Consider the following 17823-nt stretch of genomic DNA (forward strand, 5'->3'; position numbering starts at 1 on the left):
AGGCAGGAATCAACCTTTCTATGCCAACACCCGCTTCATGATCGTTTCCGCGATCCCAGGCTGCTCATTATGACCAATTACCAGGTCGGCGTGCGCTTTCACTTCATCGGCACTGTTCCCCATGGCAATACCCAGCCCAGATACTGATAGCATACTGATATCATTAAAATTATCACCAAAGGCAATCACCTCTTTCATGTCGATACCCTGTGATTCCACCCACTTCTGCAATAGCTTTCCTTTACTGTTGCCCGCCTGAGCGATATCGACCTGATCCTGCCATGACCACTCGCAGGTTAATCCCAGCTCTTTTTCTATCAATTCAGCAAGCTTATTCAGTTCGGTACTGTCCGCATGTGATGTAGCAAATTTCCAGATAGCGCGCGCATCATCTGCGGCGGTGAACAGGTTTTTGACATAGGTAAATGTAGGACGTTGCAGCTCGGGTAGTGTTTCCGCCCAGGCCAGTGATCGGGTGACATGGCCGGTAGAATGTTGATACAACATGGCGTCGTCAGCATACATCAGGCCGTGAATATCAAACTGATCAAGCAGGTGTAGCACGTTTTTAGCTTGTGTGGCAGTCAGTGGGTTGGTTTCCGACGTTTGTTTGGTCTGATAATTATACAGATACGTGCCATTGCAGCAGATTGCGGGTGTATCCAACTGTAGCGCCTGATAAAAGGGATGGATAGCCGAGTGATGGCGACCTGTCACAATCAGTACGGTTATTCCGGCTTGTCGAGCTAATGCCAGTGCTGCTAGTGATTCCGGCAAGATCTTTTTCTGTTGGTTCAGTAAAGTACCATCTAGATCAAGCGCGATTACACGATAGGTCATAATTATCTCATCAGGTTATAAAGTCGTCTTTCAGCAGATGGTACACTGTATGTTCACCTATCCCAATAGGGTTGTTTTATTTGCCATTTCAAGTCGGAGCTGCGGCCAAACAGAGCACACCCCCATTCACCCATTGGAGTCGGTGTCCAGCCGCATAATTTGCGTAACAAGGAGAATCTCATGCAGCAAGTTGTTTATATCGCTAGTCCGGAAAGCCAGCAGATCCATGTTTGGCAGTTGGGTATTGAAGGTGCGCTAACGCTCTTGCAAGTAGTGGATGTTCCTGGACAAGTACAGCCGATGGTAATTGCGCCGGATAAGCGTCATCTGTATGTTGGCGTTCGTCCTGAGTTCAGGGTGATCAGCTATCGTATTGATGCACAAGGATTGCTGTCTGAAGCCGGTTCTGCACCATTACCGGGTAGTCCGACACATCTTTCTACCGATCGGTGCGGACGTTTTCTGTTTAGTGCGTCTTACAGTAATGCCTGTATCAGCGTCAGCCTGATTGGTGCCAGTGGTGTGGTGGAAGCGCCGATTCAGCAACTTGACGGTCTGGAAGGTTGTCATTCTACTAATATTGACCCGGACAATCAGGTACTGTGGGCACCCTGCCTGAAGGAAGATCGCATCCGACTGTATGATTTGGGTGATGACGGAAAGCTAAGTGAACATAACCCACCTGCGTTGATGGCTGTCACCGGTGCGGGTCCTCGACATATGTCCTACCACCCAAACTGCGAATTTGCCTACTGTGTTAATGAACTGAATAGCACGGTGGATGTATTTCAGCGCCATACTGTCAATGGTCAGATCCTTCGGGTACAGACACTGGATGCTATGCCTGCCGATTTTACTGATACCCGTTGGGCAGCGGATATCCATATAACACCGGATGGCCGTTATCTCTATACCTCTGATCGTACTGCCAATCTGTTGAGTCTTTTCCAGGTCTCGGAAGAAGGGAGTGTATTGACGTTAGCCGGCCACCAGCCGACAGAAGCCCAGCCAAGAGGTTTCAATATTGACCATAGCGGGAATTTCCTGATTTCTTCCGGTCAGAAATCTCATCATATTGAGGTTTACCGCATCAATCAGCAAACTGGTGAGTTGCATCCGTTGGCGCGCTATGCGGTTGGTCAGGGCCCGATGTGGGTTTCCATTCTGCAACTGGACTAATCGTGAAGTGAGAATCTGCTATACCAAGGCAATATAGGGAAAAGCAGCGTCGTCGTGGGGAGTGCGTCGGGGAAAAAACAATTGCCGCAATTCCAATCTAGTGGCCAATGAAAAGTACGGGCCGGAATATTTTCCGGCCCGAGACAGTACTATTTTATCTGCATACCTGGCTGGGCACCGCTATCTGGGCTTAACAGGAAAATATCTTTCCCGCCCGGGCCGGCTGCCATGACCATACCTTCGGAAACGCCAAAGCGCATTTTACGAGGCGCCAGATTAGCCACCATTACCGTCAGTCGGCCTTCCAGTTTGGCCGGGTCTGGGTAGGCGGCCCGGATACCGGAGAATACCTGACGGGTTTCACCGCCGATGTCCAGGGTCAGACGCAGCAATTTGTCCGAACCATCAACCAGTTCGGCTGCCGTGATCAGCGCTACACGCATATCCACTTTGTCAAAGTCATCAAACCCGATAACGTCTTGAATCGGGTTATCCGCCAGTGGACCCGTTACGGAGTTAGACGCTGCTGCAATATCTTCTTTAGACGCGTCAATCATCGATTGTACTTGTGGCAATTCAATACGATTAAACAGTGCCTTAAACGCATTGATTGAGTGGTGGGTCAGCGGTTGGGCGATCGCATCCCAGGTCAACTCCGTGTTCAGGAAAGTTTCTGCACGTTCGGTCAGCTTGGGCAATACCGGTTTCAGGTAGGTCATCAGCACACGGAACAGATTAATGCCCATTGAGCAGATCGCTTGCAGGTCAGCGTCACGCCCTTCCTGTTTTGCCACCACCCACGGAGCCTGCTCGTCTACATAACGGTTGGCCATATCCGCCAGTGTCATGATTTCGCGAATTGCTTTCCCGGATTCCCGGTTATTATAGGCATCGGCAATGTTTTGCGCCGCATCGGTAAAGGTTTTATACAGCGCCGGATCAGCCAATTGATCTGCCAACTGGCCACCAAAACGCTTATTGATGAAGCCCGCGTTACGTGAGGCCAGATTTACTACTTTATTAACAATATCGGCATTTACGCGCTGTATGAAGTCTTCCAGATTAAGGTCGATGTCATCAATACGGGAGGAGAGTTTGGCAGCGTAGTAGTAACGCAGACAATCGGCGTCCAGGTGTTTCAGGTAGGTACTTGCCTTGATGAACGTGCCGCGCGATTTGGACATTTTCGCGCCGTTGACCGTCACATAACCATGAACAAACAGATTGGTTGGTTTACGGAAGTTACTGCCTTCCAGCATCGCCGGCCAGAACAGACTGTGGAAATACACAATATCCTTACCGATGAAGTGATAGAGATCGGTAGTGGCGTCTTTGTGCCAGTATTCATCGAAATTCAGATCATCGCGTTTATCACACAGGTTTTTAAAGGAGCCCATGTAGCCGATAGGTGCATCCAGCCAAACGTAAAAGTATTTTCCCGGAGCATCAGGTACTTCAAAGCCAAAGTAAGGCGCGTCGCGAGTGATATCCCACTGTTGCAGCCCCGCATCAAACCACTCCTGCATTTTGTTGGCGACTTGTTCTTGCAACGCACCGGAACGGGTCCAGCTCTGTAACATGTCACTGAAAGCCGGCAGGTCGAAGAAGAAGTGCTCAGATTCACGCATCACCGGTGTGGCACCGGAAACCGCTGATTTTGGGTTGATAAGTTCAGTCGGGCTATAAGTGGCACCGCAGACTTCGCAATTGTCGCCATATTGATCCGGTGACTTGCATTTTGGACAGGTACCTTTTACAAAACGATCCGGCAAAAACATGCCTTTTTCTGGATCGTACAATTGGGAAATAGTCCGGGTTTTGATAAAACCATTCTCTTTCAGCCGATGGTAGATCAGGCTGGAAATCTCACGATTCTCCTCGCTGTGTGTCGAGTGATAGTTGTCGTAGCTGATATTAAAGCCAGCAAAATCCTGCTGATGTTCCTGACTCATCTCCGCAATCATCTGCTCGGGCGTAATGCCCAGTTGTTGTGCTTTCAGCATGATCGGGGTGCCGTGGGCATCATCTGCACAGATGAAATTGACTTGATTGCCGCGCATTCGCTGGTAACGAACCCAGATATCTGCCTGAATGTGTTCAAGCATATGGCCGAGGTGAATAGAACCGTTAGCGTAAGGTAGCGCGCACGTTACCAATATTTTCTTTGCGACTTGAGTCATAGTGGGGAACTTGCTTTTTGTATGGTGATTGAGACGAAGTGTTGATGTTAACCGATAGCGCCTTGGCACGTAAACCGCTGGTGTGTGTAAACGAAGATTGGGGCAAAGAGAATACGTCTCCCCGTGGTGGCCACCGTGCCCGGAACACGTTTTCGTTTATCTCCTGGTTTTTTGACCTTCAGTACATCAGGACCGTGGCGTTCTGATATGCTATAGCGGTCTTTTATCGGTAAATAACCAAATTTCAAGGAGCCGGGATGAACGATAAACTCTCCGAGCAGAGCCCTGATGCGTTGCGTGCTATGGTTACCGGAGTGCTGTCTACTTTTAAGCATCCAACACTCAAAAATAACCTGACGACACTTAATGCACTGCATCATTGTGCGTTGCTGGATGGCGTATTACATATTGAACTGACCATGCCGTTTGTCTGGTTGAGTGGCCTGGAAGTATTAAAGGAAACGGTTAGCGCCGAATTGCTGCGTTTGAGTGGTGCCACAGTAGTGGAATGGCGGTTATCACATAATATTGCGACGTTGCGCCGGGTGAACGACCAGCCAGGAATCAAAGGCGTTAAAAATATTATTGCCGTCAGTTCCGGCAAGGGTGGAGTAGGGAAGTCCAGCACCGCGGTGAATATGGCGCTGGCACTGGCGGCGGAAGGTGCCAGCGTCGGTATTTTGGATGCCGATATCTATGGTCCTTCGATACCGACGATGCTGGGCGCGGTCAACGAACGTCCTACGTCACCTGACGGTCAGCATATGGCACCGATCATGGCACATGGGTTGGCAACCAATTCAATTGGCTATCTGGTTACTGATGATAATGCTATGGTGTGGCGCGGACCGATGGCCAGTAAAGCCTTGCTGCAACTGCTACAGGATACGTTGTGGCCGGATCTGGATTATCTGGTGCTGGATATGCCGCCGGGAACCGGAGACATTCAGCTCACACTGGCACAGAGCGTGCCCGTCACGGGGGCTGTCGTAGTCACCACGCCGCAGGATATTGCCTTGGTGGATGCAATGAAAGGTATCGTCATGTTTGAGAAGGTTAACGTGCCGGTATTGGGGGTTGTAGAAAACATGAGTGTGCATATTTGCAGCAACTGTGGTCATCTGGAGCCCATTTTTGGCACCGGTGGTGCGCAGAAACTGGTAGATAAATATCACTGTGTTCTATTGGGACAGTTGCCGTTGCACATTTCTTTGCGCGAGGATCTGGATCGTGGTGAGCCGACAGTGGTCAGCCACCCGGATAGTGAGTTTACATCACTTTATCGTGAGTTGGCCGATCGTGTGGCCGCTCAACTGTACTGGCAGGGTGAAGTTATTCCCACCGAGATAGCCGTTCGCTCATTGTAATTGGCATCACATCATTCCGCGTCATCGGCAGAGGGCGCGGAAACCCACCATCCGAATGCCATGTTTCCGCGAAACGCTGGCATGAACTGTGCTAACTCCCTATAATTGCCTGCGCCAGGGCATCCTGGCGATGCATCCCCTCCTTTATTTTGTGAATCAGGTCTTTATTACCATGACTGATAAATCTCATCAGTGTGTCATCATCGGGATTGCCGGAGCATCTGCATCTGGCAAAAGTCTTATATCCAGTACGCTTTACCGTGAGTTACGTGATCAGGTTGGCAATGAACATATTGGTGTCGTGTCGGAAGACAGTTATTACAAGGACCAGACTCATCTGACCATGGAAACTCGGGTTAAAACTAATTATGACCATCCTGGCGCGATGGATCATGGTTTGCTGCTGCAGCATCTGAAAATGCTGAAGGTAGGGCAGCCAATTGAATTGCCCCGGTATAGCTATGTGGAACATACCCGGCTAAAGGAAACGGTACGGCTTGAACCAAAGAAAGTGATTATTCTGGAAGGCATTCTGTTATTAACGGATGCCCGGTTACGGGAAGAGCTGAATTTTTCTATTTTTGTCGATACACCGTTAGATATCTGCTTGCTGCGTCGCATGCGCCGTGATGTTAATGAGCGCGGGCGTTCGATGGATTCGGTAATGGAGCAGTATCAGAAAACCGTTCGTCCGATGTTTTTGCAATTTATCGAACCATCCAAGCAGTATGCCGATATTATTGTCCCGCGGGGCGGAAAAAATCGGATTGCGATTGATATCTTGAAAGCAAAAATTAGTCAATTCTTTGAATAATTTGTTTTTTTATTATTGTATGTAGACCCAATAGATTTCAAGATGCAGAACGACGGTGAAAGAATAAATCCCGATAAGCCTACATCAGTAGATGGCTCGAATGATGAGTCTGTCGGGGCAGAGTTGAATGATGCCAACACACCTGCACCTGAAAGATGACGGATATATTGTCGGCATGGTGATTTTTGGCTGGCTGTGGCCGTTTTAGTGGGTACCTTGCTTGAGTGGAGAAAATAATGAGACTGTGTGATCGTGATATTGAAAGGTGGCTGGATGATGGCCGATTGGTGATTACGCCTCGCCCCCCTCAAGAGCGAATTAATGGTGCCACAGTGGATGTCCGATTAGGCCATCAATTTCGCGTATTTTGTGGACATACGGCGCCTTTCATTGATTTAAGTGGTCCGAAAGACGAAGTCAGTGCTGCGTTGGATCGCGTGATGAGTGACGAAATCAATCTGACCGAAAAAGAAGCTTTTTTCCTACATCCGGGAGAATTGGCGTTAGCTGTGACGCTGGAGTCGGTAACACTGCCAGATAATCTGGTTGGATGGTTGGATGGCCGCTCCTCACTGGCGCGTTTGGGGTTGATGGTTCATGTTACGGCACACCGTATTGATCCTGGTTGGCAGGGACTCATCGTGCTGGAGTTCTATAATTCAGGTAAGTTGCCGTTGGCATTACGCCCCGGCATGATGATTGGTGCCCTGAGTTTTGAACCATTATCCGGTCCGGCAGCAAGGCCTTATAATCGTCGTCAGGACGCTAAATATAAAGATCAAAAAGGTGCTGTCGCAAGCCGGATTGATGAAGACTAGCTTCCCGACAGTTTGCTGTATGCCTATTGTAATGAGGATGGCATGAGAAGATTTCTAACAGCGCTGGTTATTCTGCTGGTGGTGCTGGTCGTGGGAATGACCTCGCTGATTGTACTGATCAATCCTAACGACTTCCGTGATTATATGGTGCATCAGGTGGCAGCACGCAGTGGTTACAAACTGAAGCTTGATGGCGAATTGCGCTGGCATGTATGGCCGGAGTTGAGCATTCTTTCCAGCAGTATGTCGTTGAGTGCTCCAGGGGCAGAGATACCACTGGTCAGCGCAGAAAATATGCGCCTGGATGTCAAGTTATGGCCTCTGCTCTCCCACCGGCTGGAAGTAAAACAGGTGATGCTCAAAGGTGCGGTAATTCGCTTCACACCGGAAAGTGCCGCTAAACGGATGAGTCGAGCACCTATTGCTCCTCCTGGGCCTTCAGAACCAGGAGAAGAAACGGGCTGGCGCTTTGATATTAACCGTATAGAAGTGGCCGACAGCCTGTTAGTCTTCCAGCGTACTAATAATGATTTGATTAATGTCCGTGACATTAATCTGAAAGTTGTGCGTGACAGCGCCAATCAGCTACGGCTGGAGCTGTCCAGTCGTATTAACCGTGATCAGCGTGACTTATCGTTTACGTTGGCAGCCAGCATGGACATGCAGCATTTCCCACAACAAGTCAGCGCCAGTATTGAAAAGTTTGATTATCAGCTGCAGGGCGCTGGGATTCCGGTGACCGGTATCAGTGGTAAAGGCAGTCTGAATGCCAGTTACCAACAGCAACCAGAAAAAATGACCATTAGTCAATTTGCCTTGAGCGCTAATAACAGTCAGTTGACAGGCTCAGCGACGGCAGTACTGGGTAGTGTTCCTGACTACATACTGAGTCTGAAATCTACGCGACTGGATCTGGACGAATTACTGGGACTGGCACAGTTCCAGGATAGCGATGCGCCGGCAGATAAAGCCATTGCAGCCAAACCAGTGATTTCTAAAGATGTGACAGGTCAAAAAGATAATGAAGTGTTGAGAGGTTTTACCGCCCATGTTGCCATTGATGCCGATGAGCTAATTTATCACGGCTTGCATGTTACCCAGTTTGCACTACAGGCGACCAATCAACGCGGGGTACTATCGGTGCCCACCTTAGTGGGTACCTTAGGCGATGGGCGTTTTTCGTTGCCAGGATCGATGAATATAGATGCGTCTCCCTCTATTACCGTACAACCGGATCTTCGAAATATAGCGTTATCACCACTGCTACACGCTTTTGGTTTGCCGGAAACCCTAAGTGGCAAGCTTAGTCTGCAAGGGGATATGAGTGGCAATTCACTTTCTGCCGCCGCAGTTATGTCACAGTGGCATGGCAATGCCGCGTTGCAGGCGACGGGTCTGCGGCTGAATGGCCTGAATATTCAACAGATGATTCAGCAGGCGGTTGAGCGTAATAACAGCAGCGTCCACAGCCAAGGCAATTATGAACGTTATACCGAAGTGCGGCAGATGACCGCTAAAGCTCGTCTTAGCGCGGGTAAATTACAGCTACAGGCGTTGGATGGTCGTTCCGACATATTGTCACTGACCGGTGAGGGTACATTTGACCTCCCAGCACAGCGCTGTGATGTCAACCTGGGTGTGAAGGTCACTCAAGGATGGCAAGGTGACAAAAACGTTGTACAGATGCTTCAGGATATCGTGATACCGTTCCGTTTGTATGGTTCTTGGCATAACCTTAATTACCAACTTCAGGTTGATCAAATTCTACGCAATCGTCTGCAAGATGAAATGAAGAAACGACTAAATGAATGGATAGGCAAAAATAAGCAGTACCAGAAGAATAAAGATATCAAGCAACTGATGCAGGGGTTGTGATTAACTCTGCAGGCGATATATACGCCTGCAGAGTCATATTGACCGTTTAACTTGCCACCATCGTGTATTTAAAACGCTGTATTTCAAACCTCGTAATCGGACTGTGGCGTATCCTGAATAATTAACACTTTGAGTATGCGGTGACTTTCGACCGTCAGCACATTGAAACGATATCCATCAATGACGATTTCATCACCTTCTTGTGGGATTTTTTGTGAGTACTCCATTAGCAATCCGGCCAGAGTATGATATTCACGCTTTTCATCCAATTGTAACGGGACATACATCATCAAATCTTCTACGGGAAGATAACCGTTAGCGGTCAGCGTACCATCTTCATTTTCCTGAATATCATGGCGAGCATCCAACTCTTCACCTTCCAATGGAAGGTTCCCGGCAATGGTCTCCATGACGTCGCTTAATGTAACAATCCCTTCTACCGAGCCGAATTCATCCACCACGAAAGCAAAGTGTGTATGGGCTTCACGAAACTGTTCGAGTGCTGACAACAACGATAGCTGTTCTGGAAAAATCAGCGGCTGACGGATCAGCTTGCGCAGATCCAGAGGCTGGCAATTAAGCTGTTGGCGTAACAAATCGATAATGTGCACGACACCGAGTGGTTCATTCGATACATTTTTGTCTGTCACTACCAGCCGGGTATGCTGATTTTTTTCCATCAAAGCAGGGAAATGTTCAGTTTCGGTGTCGATATCTACATTTTCTATATCGTGCCGCGAGGTCATAATGCTACTCACTGAACGTTGAGCCATGCCCAACACCCGCTCAATCATCCGTTGTTCCTGTCGGTTGAAAACTGATTGACTGGCAGAGCCGGTGTTGTCCGCAATCATGGCTGATGTCTGGTTATCCAGTTCGGCATCTTTATGTTCGCCCCGTAGCATTCGTAGTACCGCTTCCGCTGTTCGTTGACGCAACGGCAGAGACAAAGAGAGGAAACGTTTATGGTTAAACTGCGCAATCTGATTGAGCATTTCAATCATCACGGAGAAGCCGATGGCTGCATAGAGATAGCCTTTAGGAATATGATAACCAAAAGCGTCGGCCACCAGACTGAAACCAATCATCAGTAGGAAACTCAAGCATAAAATGACGATGGTCGGATGCGCATTGACAAAGCGAGTCAGTGGTTTGCTGGCCAGTAACATTAAGCCGATAGCAATGGTGACGGCTGCCATCATAACCAGCAGATGCTCTGTCATCCCTACGGCGGTGATAACTGAATCCAGAGAGAAAATAGCGTCCAGAATGACAATTTGTGCGACAACCGGCCAGAAACGTGCGCCCTTGTGTTGAGTCTGCTGTCCCTGATCCTTGCCTTCCAGCCTTTCGTTAAGCTCCATCGTAGCCTTGAACAACAGGAACAGTCCCCCGACCAGCATGATAATATCGCGGGCGCTGAAAGCGTGATCCAGCGCTGTAACCAGCGGATTAGTAAGGGAAACTAGCCAGGATATAGAGGAGAGCAGGATGAACCGCATCAGCAGTGCCAGTAATAAACCGACAACACGAGCCTTGTCCCGCAGTTTTTCCGGCAGCTTTTCAGCAAGAATCGCAATGAAGACCAGGTTGTCGATGCCTAATACTAGCTCAAGCACCACCAGCGTTGCCAATCCTGCCCACACTGTTGGATCAACTATCCATTCCATACTGAATTTTTACCTTTTTTTGGAATAATATTCTAAATTTTATTTGATTTATTCGTTTGTTGTCTATGTTAGGCGATTTCTTAGGGAGAGAGAAAGAATTAATAACCCATCGAATACTACTCCCTACAGCATTTTATTGTAAAATTTCTTCGGTGATAAAGCATATATAAATTCGGAATGGAGATCGAAAAGTGCAGAAGGCAGAAAGGCCCGGAAATTCAAATGTAAAGGATAGTTATACCTTGGTAAAATTTCCCTCATTCGGGATATTTCACTTGTATTATGTTATATGCAGTTAATAATGTAGCGACAGCTGTTTTTACTTCGTTTCAGTAAAGGGTGTTCTGATCTTTAGGCGCCACTTTAGATTGATATAATGATGGACACAAGTTCGGATTTGTGCTTGGTCGCGCATTGGTAGCCAGAAAGCCAAGGCGGTAGCGTGCATGTGCGTTATTTAGTTAGTAGTGTAAACTGCTTTTTCCTACCTGTTATTGTTTTTTATGATTAAATCTTAAATCTAACCGCTTGATTTTTTCTTTTGTATGAAAAATCCCTGCATTCCTGATAGGCATCTGATCTGGCGTTTTTCTGTCCATTGGTTTGTGGATTTTTTCAGATTAATGGTGTGTATTGACACGAATGTGAAGATATTGTTCTGCTTTGCATCATGTTGATTAGCAGAGTTTTGTGAGCATACATGAGAGTGATAGAACACAAATATTAAATGGTCGATTGGTATAGCTTCTGTCTTGTTAATAAAGAATACTTAGAGAGCATGAATTTTTATGCTCGGAATATTTTTAATATGAATGTATATATTTCAGTCGTTTCACATGGTCATCAATGCATGATAAAAAACATTCATTGCCTTCCTGATCTTGCCAAAAAATATAAAGTTGTTGTAAAAGAGAATTCAGAACGTTATCGCTCTGGGTTTGATGTTTTTTGTTTGGAAAATAATATTGACTATATTGATGATAAAAAAAATCTAGGGTTTGGCGAAAATAATAATTTGATATTTAAATATATACAAGATAAATTTAATCCTAAAGGCAATGATCTATTTATTGTATTAAACCCAGATGTGCTTATTACATGCGAAGAAATTGAAAAAATTATTTCTCTTCATGATCAGTATCATTTTAAATTAGCGGGTATAAATCTATTCACAGATGAAAATTTCACAATTCATGATAAGGGTATTAGGCATTACCCGGTTTTGTCTGATTTTTTTAAATCATTCTTTTTAGGTAAGAATGATACTGTAATAAATAGAAAAGAGGTCAATGATATCGCTTATGTGGATTGGTTGGCCGGTTCTTTTATGATTTTTGAAGTGAGCCATTATGCTAATTTGAAAGGATTTGATGAACGATATTTTATGTACTGTGAGGATATAGATATCTGTTATCGCTCAACGAAGAAGAACATAAAGCCACTATATTTACCTATGGTAAAGGCGGTGCACTATGCCCAGTATAATAATCGAAAAATATTTTCCAGGCATTTTTTTTGGCATATAAAGAGTATCTTGATTTTTACAATTAAGAAAATGATAATTAAATGATGTGATGATTCCGTTCTTTAGGGTTGTTCCTTCTTGGTTTTTGAATTGTCATTCATTGTTCTTCATCATACGTATGGAAGTCTTATGCTTTATAGCCTTTGAGTGGATATTCAAATTCTATTTTTAATATGTAAATGTGGGTTAGTGAATGTATTCGAGTTTTATTAAACATCTATGTTTTTTAAAGTTACCTTATTTCTGATGATTAATCTTATATTGGATTATATCTATACCCAAAATAATTCGAGTTGCAGGAAGGCGGCAAGAGAGTGAATCCCGATGAGCTTACTCAGATAAGTGATTCGGGTGAACAAACGCAGCCAACATACCTGAAACTTGAAGTATGACGGGTATATAACATCAAGATGTAATATGTATTTATAAGCGCAATAATATTGTCAGCTTAGAAAATTGATGGTTTCAGTTAAAAAACAAGTAGTATTAATAATAGTCTAAATAAACGATATGATATCAATGCTGCTGCAGCATCATATGTGAAGTTATATAAGGGGTTGTAATGAAATTTCTTGTTACCGGTGCGGCCGGGTTTATCGGTTTTTATGTGAGTCAGTCATTGTGCGCTGACGGACATGATGTGATCGGCATTGATAACCTTAATAATTACTATGATGTCTCTCTCAAAGAAGCGCGTTTGCAAAAACTTCAGACAGTGAGTCGTTTCCGTTTTGAAAAACTGGACATCTATGATGGAAAAGGGCTGAATGCGCTTTTTGCCGCAGAAAAATTTGACCGGGTTATTCATCTGGCGGCACAGGCTGGCGTGCGTTATTCGCTGGAAAATCCGATGGCATATGCTGATAGCAACCTTATCGGGCATCTGAATATTCTGGAGTGCTGTCGTCATCATGATGTTGAGCATCTGCTGTATGCCTCTTCCAGTTCAGTGTATGGTTTGAATGGCAAAACACCATTCTCTACCTGTGATTCGACGGATCATCCTGTCTCGCTATATGCCGCCACCAAAAAAGCCAATGAGCTGATGGCGCACTCCTATTCGCATTTATATGGCATTCCCACGACGGGATTACGCTTTTTTACGGTATATGGTCCGTGGGGGCGGCCGGACATGGCATTGTTCAAATTCACCAAGAGCATACTGGCTGGCAATCCCATTGATATTTATAACCATGGTGATATGCGTCGTGATTTTACTTATATCACTGACATTGTTGATGGTGTCGTGAGTATTGTGAATAAGGTTCCTGTCGCAGACAGCACCTGGACGGTGGAAAATGGATCTCCGGCAACCAGTTCGGCACCGTATCGAGTGTGCAATATCGGTTACGGCAGTCCGGTGAAACTGATGGATTTTGTTACTGCGTTAGAAAATGCACTCGGCATTGAAGCGAAAAAACACTTTATGCCAATGCAGGCAGGCGATGTGTACCAAACTTACGCCGATACTGAAGACTTGCGGGCGATGACCGGCTATCGCCCTAAAGTCGGCGTGGTTGAAGGTGTTCAGGCCTTTGTCGATTGGTATCGCGATTTTTATCAAGTCTGAATAATTGGTTATCGATGCACAGCAATATATATGCAGACGTTTTCTTCTGCTACATTGCTATTTCTTTTTTAATTTGTACATTGCGTACAATATATTGATTAATGTGACTGAAAAATGAGAATAGCAATTGCGGGCACTGGCTATGTTGGTCTGTCCAATGCAATGCTGCTGGCGCAGCATAATGAAGTAGTGGCGGTAGATATTCTCGCCGAAAAAGTAGAAATGTTGAATAAAGGCATTTCACCGATTGTAGATAAAGAAATTGAAGAGTTTCTGTGTAATCCGTCGCTCAATTTCCGTGCAACGTTGGATGGCAAGTCTGCCTATCAGGGGGCGGATTTCGTGATTATCGCCACACCTACCGATTATGACCCCAAAACCAACTACTTCAATACCCGGTCGGTTGAGTCGGTGATCCGTGAGGTCATTGCCGTCAACCCACACGCGCTGATGATCATCAAATCGACTATTCCGGTGGGATATACCCAGCAGGTACGCGAGCAGTTTGGTACGGGAAATATCATTTTTTCACCGGAATTTCTGCGGGAAGGTCGCGCACTGTACGATAATCTGTATCCATCGCGGATTGTGGTGGGTGAACAATCACCACGTGCGGAACAATTTGCTCAACTTTTGGTGCAGGGTGCCAGAAAAACCGATATCACGGTATTGTTTACCGGTTCCACGGAAGCAGAAGCCATTAAGCTGTTTGCCAATACCTATCTGGCAATGCGTGTTGCCTATTTCAACGAACTGGATACTTACGCACAGACGTTGGGTTTAGACAGCAAACAAATCATTGAAGGGGTTGGACTGGATCCGCGAATTGGTCAGCACTATAACAATCCCTCTTTTGGCTATGGCGGCTACTGTTTGCCGAAAGATACCAAGCAACTGCTGGCAAATTACGAGGCTGTCCCCAATAATCTGATTCGTGCCATCGTGGATGCCAACACGACGCGTAAGGATTTTATTTCCGATTCGGTGATTAAGCGAAACCCTAAAGTTGTAGGGGTTTACCGTCTGGTGATGAAAACCGGTTCTGATAACTTCCGTGCATCCGCTATTCAAGGGGTAATGAAGCGTATCAAGGCAAAAGGCATCGAAATGGTTGTGTATGAGCCGGAGCTGAAAGAGACCGAGTTTTTCCGATCGCGGGTTATCAATGATCTGGAGGAGTTTAAACAGATTTCGGACGTGATACTGTCTAATCGGATGGCATCGGAATTGTCTGATGTTGCAACAAAAGTCTATACACGTGATCTCTTCGGTTCCGATTAGGTATAAAGCTAGTGATAGAGTGTGTCCTGAATGCAGGTGAGACTGCGGGTTCTTTTTGAGAGAGCAACGAATGACAACATTAAAAGCGATTATCCCGGTTGCTGGTTTGGGAATGAATTTATTACCGGTTACCAAGGCTATCCCGAAAGAGATGCTACCGTTGGTCGATCGTCCGGTGATTGAGAAGATTGTTAATGAGTGCGCCAATGCGGGCATCAAGGACATTGTGCTGGTAACACATGCTTCCAAAAATGCGATCGAAAACCATTTTGATACTTCATTTGAGCTGGAATCCTTGTTGGAAGATCGCGCCAAACGCCAGTTATTGGCAGAAGTTCAGGCTATTTGTCCCGCTGGTGTAACCATTATGAATGTTCGCCAGGGGCAAACGCTGGGACTTGGACATGCGGTCTCCTGTGCGCATCCCATTGTGGGTGATGCACCTTTTGTTGTTGTTTTGCCGGATGTGGTCATGGATGAAAGTTCGGCGGATCAATCTAAAGATAACCTGGCACAGTTGATTTCCCGTTTTGAAGCCACCGGGCACAGCCAGGTGCTGGTGAAACACCGTCCTTATGAAGTCTTGCCGGAATACTCCGTGGTGGAATGCGCACAGCCGTTAATCAACGCGGGTGACTCAGCGGTCATTACTTCCATGGTTGAAAAACCGAAGCTAACGCCTACTGAAGGTTCTGACCTTTCTGCTGTCGGGCGCTATGTGTTGACAGCGGATGCATGGCCGATTTTGTCGCAGATTCTGCCGGGTGCCTGGGGACGTATTCAATTGACTGACGCCATTGCCGAGTTGATCAAACATCAACCGGTTGATGCGGTGCAGATGACAGGCCATAATTTCAACTGCGGACGTAAACTGGGTTATGCGCAGGCTTTCGTCTCTTATGGATTACATAACCCAGAACTGGGTGCTGCGTTTAAAGAGAACATCAAGACACTGCTCGCCAAACATTCTGCCTAGTGACCAATCCTGTCTGAGCGGATGCTCAGGCAGGGTGTTATCCCCGTGTTATAGAACACCTCTTCCTATTAAACCAATTACTACCCACCCAGCGTTAGCTGAGTTACCATGTCTGTCTGCTTTTGAATTGCCTGTGTCGTATATATCCGCAACAGGTAGATTATCCTTCAGACAGGAGTTGCTTTAATGTCCAAACAGCAAATTGGCGTTGTCGGTATGGCGGTGATGGGGCGCAATCTGGCGCTTAACATTGAAAGTCGTGGTTATACCGTTTCCATCTTTAACCGTTCTGCAGATAAAACCGATGAGGTTGTAGCAGAAAACCCGGGTAAGAAACTGGTGCCTTACTACACCGTTGAGGAGTTTGTTGAATCCCTGGAAAAACCGCGTCGCATCCTGTTAATGGTTAAGGCTGGTGAAGCAACAGATAAAACCATCGATTCACTGAAACCGCATCTGGAGAAAGGTGACATCCTGATCGATGGTGGTAATACCTTCTATAAAGACACCATTCGTCGTAATCGTGAACTGTCTGCCGAAGGGTTCAACTTCATTGGTACCGGGGTTTCCGGCGGCGAAGAAGGCGCGCTAAAAGGGCCATCGATCATGCCTGGTGGACAGAAACACGCGTATGAACTGGTGGCGCCGATTTTGGAGAAAATTGCCGCTCGTGCTGATGGTGAAGCCTGTGTCACCTACATTGGTGCTGATGGTGCCGGTCATTACGTCAAGATGGTACACAACGGAATTGAATATGGCGACATGCAGTTGATCGCCGAAGCCTACTCGCTGTTAAAGCAGGCATTGAACCTGAATAATGACGATCTGGCTAAAACATTCTCGGAGTGGAACAAAGGTGAATTAAGCAGCTATCTGATTGAAATTACTGCTGATATCTTTACCAAGAAAGACGAGGATGGTAACTATCTGGTGGATGTGATTCTGGATGAAGCGGCAAACAAGGGAACGGGGAAATGGACCAGTCAGAGTTCACTGGATCTGGGTGAACCGTTGTCACTGATTACCGAGTCCGTGTTCGCGCGTTATCTGTCTTCCCTGAAATCTCAGCGGGTTGCAGCCTCGAAAGTGCTAACCGGCCCGACAATCCAGCCATTCGCTGGTGATAAAACGGAATTTGTGGAGAAAGTACGTCGTGCGTTGTATCTGGGAAAGATCGTTTCTTATGCACAAGGTTTCTCTCAGTTGAAAGCAGCATCTGATGAAAACAATTGGTCGTTGAATTACGGAGAAATCGCCAAGATTTTCCGCGCCGGTTGTATTATCCGTGCTCAATTCCTGCAAAAAATCACCGATGCCTACACCCAGAATGCCAATATTGCCAACCTGCTGTTGGCACCTTACTTCAAGCAGATTGCTGATGATTATCAACAGGCGTTGCGTGATGTTGTGGCTTACGCTGTTCAGCAGGGCATTCCGACCCCAACTTTCTCTGCGGCTATCGCCTATTATGACAGTTACCGCGCAGCGGTTCTGCCGGCTAACCTGATTCAGGCGCAGCGTGATTACTTTGGTGCTCATACCTATAAGCGTACTGATAAAGATGGGGTATTCCATACCGAATGGTTGGAATAAGCATGACGTCAGTTTTGATTAGTTATTAGTGTCAGCGCTGTTTGAACGTCTGTTCAAACAGCGCTTTTTTCTATCCGTTGAGAGAATATCACTATTGCTGCTAGTGCTGTGTTCATCAGCCAGAGTGGTGATAAC

Annotated in this window: 13 protein-coding genes; 10 read left to right on the forward strand and 3 right to left on the reverse strand. The window is 46.4% G+C overall.

Features of this window, described 5'->3' with window-relative positions:
• Window positions 1–18 precede the first annotated feature (18 nt).
• Window positions 19–840, reverse strand: a complete 822-nt coding sequence (locus PCO85_07520) for a pyridoxal phosphatase (GenBank protein ID WJV55246.1) — start codon at window positions 838–840, stop codon at window positions 19–21.
• Window positions 841–1020: 180 nt separating this feature from the next.
• Between PCO85_07520 and pgl the strand changes: the two genes are divergently transcribed.
• A complete protein-coding gene (gene pgl, locus PCO85_07525; protein WJV55247.1) occupies window positions 1021–2019 on the forward strand; it encodes a 6-phosphogluconolactonase in 999 nt (332 codons plus the stop codon).
• 149 nt (window positions 2020–2168) lie between these two features.
• On the opposite strand, the gene metG is transcribed toward pgl, so the two are convergent.
• Window positions 2169–4199, reverse strand: a complete 2031-nt coding sequence (gene metG, locus PCO85_07530) for a methionine--tRNA ligase (protein WJV55248.1) — start codon at window positions 4197–4199, stop codon at window positions 2169–2171.
• 257 nt (window positions 4200–4456) lie between these two features.
• On the opposite strand from metG, the gene apbC reads away from it, so the two are divergent.
• The 4 genes from apbC to asmA all read left to right on the forward strand — a co-directional run bounded on the left by apbC (window position 4457) and on the right by asmA (window position 9073).
• Complete coding sequence (gene apbC, locus PCO85_07535) at window positions 4457–5566, forward strand: iron-sulfur cluster carrier protein ApbC (protein WJV55249.1); 1110 nt, start codon at window positions 4457–4459, stop codon at window positions 5564–5566.
• A gap of 172 nt (window positions 5567–5738) precedes the next feature.
• Window positions 5739–6380 (forward strand): uridine kinase, encoded by a 642-nt coding sequence (gene udk / locus PCO85_07540; GenBank protein WJV55250.1) that lies wholly within the window; start codon window positions 5739–5741, stop codon window positions 6378–6380.
• Between the two features lie 236 nt (window positions 6381–6616).
• Window positions 6617–7198: a dCTP deaminase gene (gene dcd, locus PCO85_07545; GenBank protein ID WJV55251.1), complete on the forward strand. Its 582-nt coding sequence runs from the start codon at window positions 6617–6619 to the stop codon at window positions 7196–7198.
• A gap of 42 nt (window positions 7199–7240) precedes the next feature.
• Complete coding sequence (asmA, locus tag PCO85_07550) at window positions 7241–9073, forward strand: outer membrane assembly protein AsmA (protein ID WJV55252.1); 1833 nt, start codon at window positions 7241–7243, stop codon at window positions 9071–9073.
• 83 nt (window positions 9074–9156) lie between these two features.
• On the opposite strand, the gene PCO85_07555 is transcribed toward asmA, so the two are convergent.
• Window positions 9157–10743 carry a TerC family protein gene (locus tag PCO85_07555; GenBank protein WJV55253.1) on the reverse strand — a complete coding sequence of 529 codons (1587 nt, stop codon included), beginning with the start codon at window positions 10741–10743 and terminating at the stop codon, window positions 9157–9159.
• Between the two features lie 850 nt (window positions 10744–11593).
• Between PCO85_07555 and PCO85_07560 the strand changes: the two genes are divergently transcribed.
• The 5 genes from PCO85_07560 to gndA all read left to right on the forward strand — a co-directional run bounded on the left by PCO85_07560 (window position 11594) and on the right by gndA (window position 17688).
• Window positions 11594–12313, forward strand: a complete 720-nt coding sequence (locus tag PCO85_07560; GenBank protein WJV55254.1) for a glycosyltransferase family 2 protein — start codon at window positions 11594–11596, stop codon at window positions 12311–12313.
• 517 nt (window positions 12314–12830) lie between these two features.
• Window positions 12831–13838, forward strand: a complete 1008-nt coding sequence (locus PCO85_07565) for an NAD-dependent epimerase (GenBank protein ID WJV55255.1) — start codon at window positions 12831–12833, stop codon at window positions 13836–13838.
• A gap of 114 nt (window positions 13839–13952) precedes the next feature.
• Window positions 13953–15119, forward strand: a complete 1167-nt coding sequence (locus PCO85_07570; GenBank protein WJV55256.1) for a nucleotide sugar dehydrogenase — start codon at window positions 13953–13955, stop codon at window positions 15117–15119.
• Window positions 15120–15189: 70 nt separating this feature from the next.
• Window positions 15190–16095 (forward strand): sugar phosphate nucleotidyltransferase, encoded by a 906-nt coding sequence (locus tag PCO85_07575; protein WJV55257.1) that lies wholly within the window; start codon window positions 15190–15192, stop codon window positions 16093–16095.
• A gap of 186 nt (window positions 16096–16281) precedes the next feature.
• The gene (gndA, locus tag PCO85_07580) at window positions 16282–17688 is read left to right on the forward strand and encodes an NADP-dependent phosphogluconate dehydrogenase (protein ID WJV55258.1); all 1407 of its coding nucleotides are present in this window, start codon (window positions 16282–16284) and stop codon (window positions 17686–17688) included.
• Window positions 17689–17823: the final 135 nt, after the last annotated feature.

The organism is Prodigiosinella aquatilis, assembly GCA_030388725.1.
GTDB classification, from domain to species: Bacteria; Pseudomonadota; Gammaproteobacteria; order Enterobacterales; family Enterobacteriaceae; genus Prodigiosinella; species Prodigiosinella aquatilis.

What these genes read in the sequence shown, in the direction of transcription:
- PCO85_07520 (WJV55246.1), bottom strand. Translation starts at nt 840, where the DNA reads ATGACCTATCGTGTAATCGCGCTTGATCTAGATGGTACTTTACTGAAC.
- pgl (WJV55247.1), top strand. Translation starts at nt 1,021, where the DNA reads ATGCAGCAAGTTGTTTATATCGCTAGTCCGGAAAGCCAGCAGATCCAT.
- metG (WJV55248.1), bottom strand. Translation starts at nt 4,199, where the DNA reads ATGACTCAAGTCGCAAAGAAAATATTGGTAACGTGCGCGCTACCTTAC.
- apbC (WJV55249.1), top strand. Translation starts at nt 4,457, where the DNA reads ATGAACGATAAACTCTCCGAGCAGAGCCCTGATGCGTTGCGTGCTATG.
- udk (WJV55250.1), top strand. Translation starts at nt 5,739, where the DNA reads ATGACTGATAAATCTCATCAGTGTGTCATCATCGGGATTGCCGGAGCA.
- dcd (WJV55251.1), top strand. Translation starts at nt 6,617, where the DNA reads ATGAGACTGTGTGATCGTGATATTGAAAGGTGGCTGGATGATGGCCGA.
- asmA (WJV55252.1), top strand. Translation starts at nt 7,241, where the DNA reads ATGAGAAGATTTCTAACAGCGCTGGTTATTCTGCTGGTGGTGCTGGTC.
- PCO85_07555 (WJV55253.1), bottom strand. Translation starts at nt 10,743, where the DNA reads ATGGAATGGATAGTTGATCCAACAGTGTGGGCAGGATTGGCAACGCTG.
- PCO85_07560 (WJV55254.1), top strand. Translation starts at nt 11,594, where the DNA reads ATGATAAAAAACATTCATTGCCTTCCTGATCTTGCCAAAAAATATAAA.
- PCO85_07565 (WJV55255.1), top strand. Translation starts at nt 12,831, where the DNA reads ATGAAATTTCTTGTTACCGGTGCGGCCGGGTTTATCGGTTTTTATGTG.
- PCO85_07570 (WJV55256.1), top strand. Translation starts at nt 13,953, where the DNA reads ATGAGAATAGCAATTGCGGGCACTGGCTATGTTGGTCTGTCCAATGCA.
- PCO85_07575 (WJV55257.1), top strand. Translation starts at nt 15,190, where the DNA reads ATGACAACATTAAAAGCGATTATCCCGGTTGCTGGTTTGGGAATGAAT.
- gndA (WJV55258.1), top strand. Translation starts at nt 16,282, where the DNA reads ATGTCCAAACAGCAAATTGGCGTTGTCGGTATGGCGGTGATGGGGCGC.